The organism is Bacteroides sp. MSK.20.12 (genome assembly GCF_019052435.1).
GTDB lineage: Bacteria > Bacteroidota > Bacteroidia > Bacteroidales > Bacteroidaceae > Bacteroides > Bacteroides xylanisolvens.
On sequence record NZ_JAHQVH010000016.1, the window covers coordinates 83,020 to 95,962 of the forward strand.

Below are 12,943 nucleotides of genomic sequence, written 5' to 3' on the forward strand. Positions count from 1 at the left end.
TATGTATTTAAAGAATTAAAATGCTACGTTGAGACCAAAAATAAAAGAACGGCTAAGCGGATACGCTCCAAAGTCAACACCCGGTGTCAAACCGCTTTTCATCGTAGAGACTTCCGGATCGAAACCTGAATACTTGGTCCAAGTCAACAGATTATTACCGGTGGCATACAAACGCAAGTTCTTCAATCCCACCCTTGCAATCAGATTTTTAGGGAATGTATATCCCAAAGTCACATTACTTAGTTTCAAATAGGAAGCATCCTCCACTGCCCATGAATGAATATAATTGTCTCCTTGTTGAGCATCATGATAAGCGGCTACGGTTTTACCAGCATTCAAAGCAGCCAGTTCTCCGGGATCTGTCACTTTCTGTCCATCCGAATTGATAGTCATCCAGCGATTAGAGCTATTCATCACGTCCAATGCGTTGTAGTTCAGGCTACCCACCTTACTGGTAACCAGTTTGGTCGCATTCAGCACTTCGTTGCCATAGCTGAAAGTCAGGAATATACTTAAATCAAATCCTTTGTAAGTAAAAGAGTTGTTCAATCCTCCGTAGAATTTCGGTTGAGCGTTACCAATGACCGTTTTATCATTTTCATCAATCACATTATCATCTCCGGTCAAGTTCTTAAACTTCCACATACCCGGACGAATCCGGCTTTTATCACCATGATAAGGTATCCCATCTTTCAGGGTATAGGTCTGCGTAGAAGCATCATAATTGAAATCATCTACCTGATACAGCCCTTCGGTGATGTAACCATAGAACTGTCCTAATGGTTCTCCGACAGCAATACGATGAGTGTTTTGGTTAAAGCCGAACTTGGCCTCATAGAGTTGTACCGCCTCACCGGTCAATGCTTTCACGGAATTTTTATTGTGCGACAGCGTTAGTGTAGTATTCCAACTAAACTTCTTTGTAGAGAAATTCACTGTATTCACAGTCAGTTCCACACCTACATTCTTCGTTTCTCCGGCATTAATCAACATGGTCTGATAACCGGAAGAATAAGGCAGCTGGGCGTTAAGCAGCAAATTACTACTCCTATTTATATAGAATTCGGGCGAAACAGTGATGCGTTGATTCAGAAAACCTAAATCGACCCCCATATTAAAAGTCTTGTTCGCTTCCCACTTCAGGTCGGGATTCGGTATCTGCTTGGAAGCATAACCGGGAGTAAGCTGATCTCCCATAGCTGTGATGATGGAAGACATCAAAGCAAGGCTGTTATAGCTACCGATTCTGTTGTTACCCGCCAAACCGTATCCGATACGGAATTTCAAGTCGGAGAAAACATTCAGTTTCTTTATAAAATCCTCTTCACTCACACGCCAGGCTGCCGATACGGCAGGAAAATATCCCCATTTATTATTCTTTCCGAATTTAGAAGAGCCATCCGCACGGAACGTTGCGGAAAACAAATACTTATCGGTAAAGTCATAGTTGAGACGAGCGAAAAAAGAGAGCAGATTATCATCATAGTTTTCATCGGACGAAGCAACGGATGGAGTACCCAGACTCATATCTCCCAAAATGAACTCATCGGTAGGCAACCCACTGACACCGGATTCGAGCACACGAGTCCAGCGTTTTACAAATTCCTGTCCCAATTGTACTACCACTTTATGCTTCTTCTGAAAACGTTTATCATAAGTCAAGACGTTAGAGGTCTGAAAACTTCCGGTCTCCGTATTCCTGATAGAGCCGTAAATACCGCTGCGTCTTCCCATAATAGATTGGTCGCCATAGAAAAGCTCCCGGCGGTAAAGCTGATAACGCATACCCGTATTGTTGCGGAAAGTCAATCCTTTGATGATTTTGAAAGTCAGTCCGCCATTGGCTTGCAAAGTACGTGTTTCCTTATTATCTTTTTCTTCAGCGGCGGCAATCAACGGATTCTGCATCACGTTTCCGTCTGCATCGCTTAATACAGGGTCTTCTCCTGCCAACAAATCCGAGTCATTACCACGTATACCAATGGTAGGACGGTATTGCAAAATCTGAACCATTTTATTAAACTTTGCATCTACATTACTTCCGCCTTCATTCGTACCGTTTCCGGCAACACCTGCTCCATACACTTTCAGATAATCGAAGTTGATACGTCCTGTAACGGAAAGCCGCTTATTCACTTCGCTTTTCACGCTAAGCGCAATGTTATGTTTGTCGCCGCCGCTATATACCATCGCACCTTCATCCTTGAAGTAACCATAAGACATATTGTAGTTCAACTTATCATTGCCACCGTTGACACCTACCCGGTAATTTTGCGTAACGGTAGTGCGTCCCATCGTACGGTCCAGCCAGTCGATACCTTTACGATTACCATAGTTTTCATGAAGATCGACAAAACCACCATAACGGTTTTGCCATGACCGCATACTTTCCTCGGGATCAGTAGCATCTCCTAATGTTCTTTCATAATCCGCCAACACAAATTCCTCTACACTTAATACATCCAACCGCTTGGCAAGCGTACGCACACCTACATAAGAATCGAAAGTAAGAGTCGCTTTCCCTTCACTTTTCGCACCGCTTTTGGTGGTGATTACCACTACGCCATTCGCTCCCCGGGCGCCGTAGATGGCTGTTGCCGAAGCATCTTTCAACACGTCGATACTTTCAATATCGGCAGGATCAAGGCTGGCCATGCCATCTTCCGTCGGAAATCCGTCGATAATATAAAGCGGTTCGTTGCTTTGCGTAATTGATATACCGCCACGAACACGCACTGACATCGTAGCACCGGGCTGACCGTCTGTTTGTATAATCTGCACACCCGCCATACGTCCCGCTAAAGCCTGGGTTACATCAGACGAAGGAACTTTGAGCAAATCGTCGCTTCTCACAGAAGCCACGGAACCGGTCAGGTCTTTACGCTTTACTGTTGCATAACCGATAGCTACCACCTCATCCAACAATACCGACGCAGCCTTCATGGTCACATCAATCTGTTTTCTTCCTTTCACGGGTACTTCCATATTTTCCAATCCGATAAAAGAGAAAACCAAGACATCTTTCTGCGGATCACTAACGGTAATGGTGTATTTACCATTGATATCGGTAATGGTACCCGTGTTTTGTTTTCCTTTCACGGTTACATTTCCTCCAATCACTTCCAAGCCTTCGTTGTCCACCACCTTACCGGTAACGGTCAAACTCTGGGCATAAATGCCGGATGCACCGACAAGAAGCAACAAAATGCAAATAATTCTACTTTTCATCATATTCTGTTTGTTATTTATATTCACTATGTTTCATTGTTTATCATTGATTTACTACCCGGGTAGATATAGGACTCCGGTCGGTCATTTCAACCACCCGATAAGCCCCGTCTATCTCATCGTAAAGCAACGAGGAACCCGTATATTGTCGAGAGTAAAAATTGCCATTCAACGCAGGATTGTCTGTTCCATAACTAAATACCGCCTGTTCGGTGCGATGACTCACTGCAAGTTCGGGTGCTTTGGAAGCATCCAAAACCGCTTTGATCGTCCAGTCGCCTACGTTAAAGGTATCACCGTCACGGTTAATAATAGAAACAGCCTCATCTCCTACCTGAATAATAGCCAGGAAACGGGTGGCAGAACAACCGTCAACCCGTGCAGTCAAATGCCACTGGTTAGGATACTCCGCTCCGGTGATGGCGGGCGGCACTACGAAACGGTCCGTTTGAGACAGCGTAAAAACATGTCCTCCAAACAGTTGCGTCACTGCCACCCATCCTTGGGTTTTATTATTTGTAGACAACGTTTTCTTTGTTACATCCATCTTAAATTCCGTAGGACTATGCAACAGCCACTCCCAGCGGACAGCCTCCGATGCCTCCAATTCATCATACACTATTACTGTATGAGGATGAAGCATCAACACGTGCCGACGATATTTAGTCAACGGAGTGGCACCGAATCCATTTTCAGGCGTCTGCTCAATACCTGCCTGCTTAAAGTAGCCAACCCACATCGGGTCATTGCTGATCCCTCTGTAAGCATGTGAAGCATCTCCCAAACAGTAACTAATATGCTGTCCACCCATAGCACGCGTCACACTGCCATAACCTTCGGTAGAATAAGGTTGCCCGATGCCGTTTACCAACAGTGAATTATGCGCCCTCGTATGGCGATAGGACATCAGATTATGAGCATCGCTGAAATTCTGATAATAACCCGTACTGCGATACACATCGACACCTTTATACAACAGGTTAAAAGCATTCTGACTGGCAGTAGTGTGACTGCCGGACCCGAATGTACTGGAACGGAACGAGAGTGCAAGATCCTTTCCCGTATCTTCCGGGGCACTGTGCATGGCTACTTCACCAGCGTCTTTATACCACACCATTTTATCAGCCCCGGCAGGAAAAACAGTGTTGTAATCCTGCTCGGTGCACATCCGGTAAAGACGCAATTCATAATCCCGGCGCAACAGCTCCCGACATTCTCCGGCATACCATCCGGCATAGGAATCACCCGTTTCACACGCCAGATAATCAGCAAAGGCAGCAACCAAACGGTTGGGTTCGCTACCCTTTTCACTATTGTCACCAAAGCCATTGCTTTTCGATCCCGGCGGGCAAGTATAAACCAACGAACGTCCGGCATTCTGATACCACGGATGTGATAGAAAATCGTACCGACTGATGAATGAAAGAAGAGACGGCATATACGCCAAAGTCAAGATATTGGCACTGAAATAACCGGTACCATTGTGCCATATACCGTCGCGATTGAAACCGGAAGCAGGAGCACGGGCTGTCCACAATTCATAATAATACTCCATCATGGGCAGCACTTCGGAAGAATAGGCCGGTTTGTCGTAAAGCGACAAAGCCACTTGAAAGAGGATGCGCATATTCTGCTGCCAAAAATGATTATCAAAGAGATGGTTTTCCTGAAAACCGCAATTTACCTTGTAATAGTAACGTGCCACACGCATCATCAGTTCTTCGGCAGCAGTACGATCGGAAGCAGACAAGTTATTATAAAGCAGATCGTAGGCTGCAACAAGACACCATGCGATGTTGCTGGCAGTAAAGTTGGATGCAAAAAGCTGTCCATCAGCAGGGGGAGCGACAATCAACGCTTCGAGAAGCTGGCGTAACTTTTCGGCATAAATTTCTTTTTGGGTTAAATGATAGGCCTGATAAAGATAAGTGGCATGTTGCCGGAGCTCTTCTGCACGGCTATATAAATCAGTCATTCCGGTGTATTCGGCTTTCAATGCCTGTGAAGCACGACTTTGTAGTTCTGCATATTCAGGGTGTGAAGTGACACGGTTACGAGCCTCTCCGATACGGTCGTCTAAAAAACAGTAAATACGAGGATGCAGACGGGGAGCATTTGCTAAGAATGTCTGAAAAGGAGGTGTTACAAATTCCGGTGTATCATTCTTTACTTCGAAACGATAGATAGCACTCCATTCACCGGGCGTAGTTCCATTAAGATTGGTGGAACGAAAGCGCCAATACCATGTGCCGACCTCCAAACGACGATGAAGATTATACATACACCATTCCTGCGGTTCGGAAAGTAGCGTTTCGGAACTGCTGAAATCTTCAGTACGTGAAAGGGAAAATTGCAGTCTTTCGCCCGTCTTCATGGCTTGAGGAACAATAAGAGGAGCAGGATTCAGATACAATTCATTATCTGCTTTGGGATAAGGTTGCGTTCGTATTTTATCCTGATAGGCATCGGGAATTCCGGCAGGCGTCTCTGGCTGCGTACTGTCCGGTTCGGGCAGCGAGTCAGATGTACAGCTACAGAACAGCTGTACCATGAACAAAAGAAAAACCGATAGGCGAAATGTGGTGTGCATATTATCTTCTTTTCTAGGTATAAGATTAGAGGGCTATTTTCAAAAGTTTCAATGTAAGAAGAAGGTAAAGCGGGATGGGGGGATCCCACTTTCCTTGAATTTCTATTGAGTAAGGTCGAATATTCAGTGACTATTTAAAGATTGTAATCATTGGGCGGCAAAGAGCTTGTTGATTAAGAGCTGTCTTAACACTGATACCCGCCTCTTGTGCATTAGTAACAACACCATCAGCTACATTAATACGTACACCAGAAACATTACCTTGGTTATTGATAGTACTAGAAGCATAATTCACTGTAGCAATCGTTTCTCTATCAAACATTTTGCCATTGACAAATTCAAACTCCGGAATATTTTTGAAGTCCTCACTACCAGTAGCAGGCACATCTTTCATTGTAAACAATGTACCCATAAATGCGCTCAATTGCGACAATGTAGGAATATACCATGCACTCAAATTTTCACTAGCAGGAGCATGTTCTCCCACCCATTTCTCATAAGTTGTTTTAAACGCAACATCTCCAAGACCTGTTAATAAGACGCCCGTAGTCTGTGTGCCATTTGTCATACCTGCAACAGTTTCGGTCAAAGCAGTCAATAATTCAGTATTAAGAGTTTGACGACCAGTCGCCACATTTTCAATCGCTACTGCATATCCGGCTATTGTCTTGCCCTGAAGTGCTACAGGATAATTAGCCGGCACATCATCACCAATAGCTTCCATCTTGAAAACAATACCGACAGCATCCGCTGCATCACGTACCACTTTACCTTCTGCATTGATATAACTACCAACCTTCATTTCCAACGCTTCATAATCCGGATCCACTCCTACTTCAATGTCAAAGTTTCCATCTCCGATTTCAAATTTAGCCATAATCTGCATATTAGCGTCCAAAGGTAATGTATTTGCCGGTATTTTAATCTCTTTACTATATCCACCACTCAATGCCATGGTTATTTCTTCTGTAAATTTACTTACATTTGAAGGAGCAAAAAAGAAATTAGCGAACCAATTGCCATCCGCAGAAGCAAAACTTGCATTTGTATAAGTCACAGGAGTCGTAGCAGTACATTTACCCTCTAAAATATCATATCCACTCAAAGCGTTGTATGTTATTTCCAGTTTATTAGCTGCCGCAGCTACTTCCGGATTCTTCGGTTTTACGCTCACATTAGCAAACGGGCGCTTTAATGTCACACTGGCATTACCAATCGTTTCCAATTTTCCGCAGAAAGCGTCGCTGGCTGCCATCAACGCATCATTTGTCAGATCGAATGATGCAGTATTATATCCTACAGCTCTCAAATCAGCAGTGTTATATACTTTATTAGCGGCACCACTTTCCGGCACGTATTCAGCCCAAAACAATGCTTTCGACACTTCTTTTTGTTCATCTACAGAAATAGTGAAAGATACCTTACCGTCTGTAACCGGTTTAGTTACCTGATCGCCTATCTTATTGCCATCAGCATTCAGTAATTGCATGATACATTGCATCGTATAACCGTCAGGAATGGTAACCGCACGGCTAAAGACGTTATTTACAGGAGCCTGTACAGAGATAGTAACAGGAGCATTGATTTCTGTTCCGTTGTCCGAAACGATTTCTTCTTGTCCACAGGATGCAAAAAGCACTACGAACAAAGCCATTAGCGAATAAAATAAGTTCTTTTTCATGATCTTAATTGTTTTATGGTTAAGCAATTCTTAATTGATTTGTCTATTTTATAATTCTCCAAGGTCTACCTCCAGATCACCGTCATAATCGGGGTCGATCCCTATTCCTCCATTAGCATCGGAAGTTAGGAAATTGCCACGTACCGCTGTGTTTTTGCCCCGTTCACAAGGAATACGGAAAGCAGTACGTGCTAGCACTTCATTCTTCTCATTCAAGATTTCGAGCTCTACAGGGATGGAAACGGTTTCTCCGGCATCGGTCAACACATAGTCGAATCCCAGTATCAGTTCTTTCGTACCATCGGCAGGGCGTTCAAAGGCCACTTTATATTCCATGTACATGAGCGAGTTCTTGGGTACATCGTCCCACAAATTGTAGCCGGTAGGCAAATAATCACTGTACTTCACACGAGCGGTAAAACTTTCACCTTTCAGTCCGCCTGTGGACAGTTTATTGAGAAACGTCGCTACATCTTTAGCCACCAATTCATAGCATGCTACAGGACGATACAGTTCAACGTCAAGGCTTGTTTCAGCTCCCCAATGATTGCGGAAAGAAGTCAGGTCCGCTGTAGTAGAAGCTGCAAAAACATCTTTATAGCGGCTATTCCCTATATACTTTCCGGCAGGAAGGATAAAAGCCAGATTCTTGGCATCGTAAACAAGTCCCTGTTCCGGTGTCTCCGCATTCACATAATCGACCCACACCAGGATGCGGTAATTACGGGCGTGCAGCTTCATACTAACAGACAGACTGGCACGGTTAAAATCCTCTTCATATACCGTTTGCCGTGCCGCCACCTGTCTATCCAAATAGGCTTCTACGATGAAACGACGCAGATAGTTGGTTTCCGACGCACGGGTGATGGTCACCGGTGCTCTTTCTGCCAAACTTAGATTCATTGCCAGATTAAGGTTGAGTGTTACAGCTGTCGGATCCACTCCCAGTTCTCCTTCGGGAGTCATTTCCGGTTCTTCGTGCAGGCTGCATCCATTCACCAGCAGGGTGATGAACAACAAGAAAGTGCACTGTGCCAGTATATATAAATTTCTTCTCATATTGTTATCTTATTTATATGTATGTTCCTATCTAAGGTTAGAAGCGGTAGACTAACGATGCTCCCACACGGGTTATCCCCCAGTAATGACGGACACGCGTATCCAGCAGTGCGCCGTTGTCTACATTATAATAGGTGTTATACTTCATGTTGGCATATCCCACTCCCAGATTAAATTCCGCTCCCCAGTGTCTGGAAAGAGGGAGTTTGTAACCGTAGCTTATTCCGGCTCCCAACAGCGGACGATCCGTATCTTGATAACGGTCATCGTTCCACTTCACGTTAAACCATGCCACGTGGGCGTGCAGTCCGACAAAGTGTCCCCGTCCTGTTTCATTTCCTATCCACCAGCGGGCTTCAGGTTGCAATGCTACCGTACGCACGCCGTGCTTATCCCCCAAGTCCCACAAACTGCAAGTCAACGGCAACTCTACCGTGATCTTTTTATGCACCTGCATTTCCACGGCAAGGTTCAGCAAAGCACAAGCATCATATATTACATTCGTTTTCAATGCCAGATAGCGTTGACCATCAAAGGCAGTCGCTTTCTTTCCTGCATTCTCTTTGCCGGATTGGCGTTTATCCTCCTCCTTTTTTGAAGAAGTCGCAACTGCTATTTCCTGCTTTTTCCCGCCGGGCTTGTAGACCGTAGTTTCCTCCGGAGCTGCCGAAGTCTGTACACGGGGTTTACCGGGAGTCTGTGCCGACAAGACGGTTATGCCCGATAATGCAGCCAACAGACATATAGTTCTTATATTAAAAGTAGAGTGTCTCATATATTCGTATCTTTCATGTTCATTGATCAGATTTCCAGTTCGGGCACTGTATCCCTCATTACCGTTTCGTACCCATCCTCATTGATGACAGTAGCTTCACCTTTATAAGTGATATTCACCTTCTCTTGAGTGCTGCGGATAAAGAATGAAGGAGCACCGTCGGATTTCAGGTTAACACTGATTAGCCATCCGCCCACTTTGATACGTCCGTCGGACAAGATTTCGGGATCTTTGGCAGGATATTTCAGTGCATGTGTATTGATGACAGTGGCAAAACGATATACTTGTGCCTTTTCCGATGTAGCGGTGAAATGCCAGTGATTAGGATACTTCTTGAACACCCCTTTGTCATCAGCACGTAGCCAGTTGACTGCCGGATAGAAAAAACGGCTCGTCGTATCTGTCTGCAATGTTCCGGTGGAGAAAAGATAAGCGTCTGATGCTCCTCCGCGGTTCGTGGCTTGAATATGCACGAAGCGATGATTCGATTGATCCACTGTCATGGGATTTTCTGTGGTATGCAGCAAAAAACTCCAGTTTACAGGTTCGTCTGCCACGAGTTCGTCATAGATAAAGATGAGTCCTGTCTTTCCCAAATTGACAATATGACGGCGGAAAGTTTTCACATGGTTCTCATCCCAGCCATTTTCGGGCGTATAATGCACCTCCGACTGTTCGCCGCGTGTCAGCCAAAGCGGTGAAATCACTTTTCCGTAAGCATTGGAAGCATCACCCAGCACATACCCGATCTTCTCGCTGGCATAATAACGGGGAATCCATCCATATCCTTCCGTACCGATACGTTGTCCCATACCGTTCACCAGAATCGTATTGTGAGCACGCGTGGCACGATGGCACAACATACTATGTACGTCGGTAAACTCAATGTGGTGTCCGCTACTGTAAAATAATGGTTTTCCACCATAGAACGAATTGAAAGCATTCTGATTGGCAAGTGCATGAGAGGTAGAACCATAAGGGCTTGACCGGAAACTCCACATCGCATTTCCACCTACTCTGTCCCAGTTCGTCTGGAAAGAGGCAAGTCCTGTTGCGGGGAAGACGTATCCTGCAGGGAGTGCTGTCAATCCTTCACCTTCCGGCAGAAGTTTATCACATTGCAGGCGGAACCAGGCAAGATCACCGGGCTTACTCAATAAGGCTTTCTTCATATAATCCGGTTCCACTTTCAATGTGCGGCGTACGAAATCAGCGGCATACGTGTTTCCGGTAAGGCGTGCCAGCGCATCCAAATAGCCTATACGGATGCTGTTGGGACGTCCCACATTCTGATGCGAACTTCCGTTTCCTCCGGATTTGGAAAAAGGAGGTTGCTGGAAGATGGTATACATGATATTTCCCTGATACCAAGGATCGGAAAAGAAGTCGTAACCGGTCAGTTTGCTATAATAGTAAGGCACTTCTACTAATGTACGGGTGTTGACCGTAAAGTAAGAATCGCCATTGTGCCAGCCACCGTCTTTGTTCAATCCGGGGAAACGTGCCAACCATACGTTATAACAGTAATCCACCCATGTATCGGCTTCGGGCAGATCGCCATATACACTGAATGCCGCCATTGTAAGGATGCGAAGTGTCATCTGCCACACATGATTGTCGGCGATGTGGTTCTCCATCCGGTTATTAAAGTTCTCATACATTTCACCACCTTTATTTTTGATGGCTTCCAGTAATGCTTTCTTTTGTGATGTATTCAACCGGTCGTAGAAAGAATCATAAGCCATAGAGCAGAGAGACAATAAGCTAGAAGCATTAAAATCTCCTTTCACATTCTTATCTTTATCCCAGTCGGCCATGATAAATACCCGTTTGATGGCTTCGTCAGCATATTTAGTATCCTGCGTCAGCAACCAGGCCCGTATCAATGCTTCGGTATTGCCTTCTTCCGCATCGATGATGCGACGGCTTTCACGAGTGAGGTATGAATTTATCTGCATCTCGTTCTTCAGATTCTTCACCTGCGAGACATTAATATCTTTCACTGATTTCATTGGAGTCTGAAGTACCTGATCTGCACGCTCAAGATACCATTGTCTTTCTGCCTTTTGTTTGCTGTGATTTATAAAGTCCTTCCATTCGTTCTTCATGATCCACACACGCGGATGGTCGGCAGGTAGTTTTGCCAACACAGTTTTCAATGAAGGCGGACAGAATTTGCCCGGACGATCTTCTACGGTGACTTGCTGTGTGCTTCCCCAAGTCACTTGTCCGTTTTCTACGTAACCGAACTGCCAGTACCATACCCCCGGCGCAAGCGGTTGTTCCGGATTATAGAACGGCCAACGAGTTTCCACCTGAACAACTCCGGACTTCAATCTGGCATCCTGCGAATAACGTAACCGATAGGTAATCTTCGTTTTATCTACCTTCTTTACTTTGTGTTCGAATCCATCCAACGGACTGTCCTGCGAGTTCATGTCTGAACGGAGCGGCCACTGAAAAGAAACCGCGCGGTCATTAACCACCGCTTTATCAAGAGGATAAGGAGTGGCACGCATTTCGTGCATCAACGTTGTTTCCGTCAACTTGATGACTGCTTGTTTTTGCGCATGTGTCATCTGTGCAGCCACAGACAAGATTACGAATGAAATCAATAATACTTTTTTCATGATATCAAATGATTGGTTTTTCTGTAGGCAAATGTAGATAAACCGTCCGAAACGGAACTTTCAATTCATTTCTTCCTTCTCTGATACTGTCTAACAGGACTTTGTTTTCGTTCATTTCAACTTAAAATTCGTCCAAAACAAGCGTTACAGGAGGCTACAAAGAGGGTAAAAGGGTAAAATAGCCCCCAAAACGGAATGACTGGAATTGATAGAAAAATGAAGGTTATTAGTTCTTGTTTAGGTTTTCACCACAGAGGACGCGGAAGACACAGAGGTGAATTTGGTTTATGACTTACAGTGGTGACCCTAATTTTGATGCGTAATCCTCTACTATAAAGTTGAAAAAATATAAAAACATCTGCCACCTGCAACCAAACGCGTGTAATACACTAGTTGACAAACAGTTGTAGCGTTGCAGATACTGTTGCAGATAGGTTGCAGATAAAGTATCTGCAACACAGTATAAGCCTTGCATAAGCCAATTCTCCAGGAGGGCAAAAGTTTATTGTATACATTAACTTCCCGTTTCCAGGCGGGGAACTGTCGTTTCCGGCATTAGAAATTACAGTTTCCACGGCAGGAAACGAGAGTTTCTAAGGCAGGAAAACGACAGTTTCTAAGGCGGGACACTACAGTTTCTACGTAAGGATACTATCGTTTCCCCGTAGAGACACCACAAATTATCCATAGAGTCACCCCAATTATCCCATAGCTTTGCATAAAGGAATCAAGGCTTTTTCTTTGATTATATAACGCGTTGCAGATACTTTATCTGCAACCTATCTGCCACAGTATCTGCCACGTTCCAACTATTTGTCAATTAGTGCATTACACGCGTTTGGTTGCAGGTGGCAGATGTTTTTATGTTTTTCAACTTTATAGTAGACAAAAAACTCTCATTCATTTCTGTACCGGCATGAACAAGATTCACCTCTGTGTCCTCCGCGTCCTCTGTGGTGAACAAATGCATAACCGCAAAA

At 44.7% G+C, this 12,943-nt stretch carries 6 protein-coding genes; all 6 read right to left on the reverse strand.

The genetic code is table 11. The annotated features are described in order from the left end of the window. Positions 1-15: 15 nt before the first annotated feature. Positions 16-3,231, reverse strand: a complete 3,216-nt coding sequence (locus KTR06_RS10665; RefSeq protein ID WP_217290336.1) for a TonB-dependent receptor — start codon at positions 3,229-3,231, stop codon at positions 16-18. 40 nt (positions 3,232-3,271) lie between these two features. After that, entirely contained in the window at positions 3,272-5,818 is a 2,547-nt protein-coding gene (locus tag KTR06_RS10670) for a DUF4962 domain-containing protein (RefSeq protein WP_120067233.1), read from the reverse strand. Positions 5,819-5,948: 130 nt separating this feature from the next. Next, the gene (locus KTR06_RS10675) at positions 5,949-7,499 is read right to left on the reverse strand and encodes a hypothetical protein (RefSeq protein ID WP_217290337.1); all 1,551 of its coding nucleotides are present in this window, start codon (positions 7,497-7,499) and stop codon (positions 5,949-5,951) included. A gap of 48 nt (positions 7,500-7,547) precedes the next feature. Then, positions 7,548-8,558, reverse strand: coding sequence for a DUF6562 domain-containing protein (locus tag KTR06_RS10680; RefSeq protein WP_120067235.1), 1,011 nt, complete (start codon positions 8,556-8,558; stop codon positions 7,548-7,550). A gap of 37 nt (positions 8,559-8,595) precedes the next feature. Next, positions 8,596-9,333, reverse strand: a complete 738-nt coding sequence (locus tag KTR06_RS10685) for a DUF3575 domain-containing protein (RefSeq protein WP_120067236.1) — start codon at positions 9,331-9,333, stop codon at positions 8,596-8,598. Positions 9,334-9,359: 26 nt separating this feature from the next. Then, a complete protein-coding gene (locus KTR06_RS10690; RefSeq protein ID WP_217290338.1) occupies positions 9,360-11,963 on the reverse strand; it encodes a DUF4962 domain-containing protein in 2,604 nt (867 codons plus the stop codon). Positions 11,964-12,943 lie beyond the last annotated feature (980 nt).

Excerpts from the sequence above, each read along its gene's own strand:
- KTR06_RS10665 (WP_217290336.1), bottom strand. The coding sequence starts at position 3,231 with ATGATGAAAAGTAGAATTATTTGCATTTTGTTGCTTCTTGTCGGTGCA.
- KTR06_RS10670 (WP_120067233.1), bottom strand. The coding sequence starts at position 5,818 with ATGCACACCACATTTCGCCTATCGGTTTTTCTTTTGTTCATGGTACAG.
- KTR06_RS10675 (WP_217290337.1), bottom strand. The coding sequence starts at position 7,499 with ATGAAAAAGAACTTATTTTATTCGCTAATGGCTTTGTTCGTAGTGCTT.
- KTR06_RS10680 (WP_120067235.1), bottom strand. The coding sequence starts at position 8,558 with ATGAGAAGAAATTTATATATACTGGCACAGTGCACTTTCTTGTTGTTC.
- KTR06_RS10685 (WP_120067236.1), bottom strand. The coding sequence starts at position 9,333 with ATGAGACACTCTACTTTTAATATAAGAACTATATGTCTGTTGGCTGCA.
- KTR06_RS10690 (WP_217290338.1), bottom strand. The coding sequence starts at position 11,963 with ATGAAAAAAGTATTATTGATTTCATTCGTAATCTTGTCTGTGGCTGCA.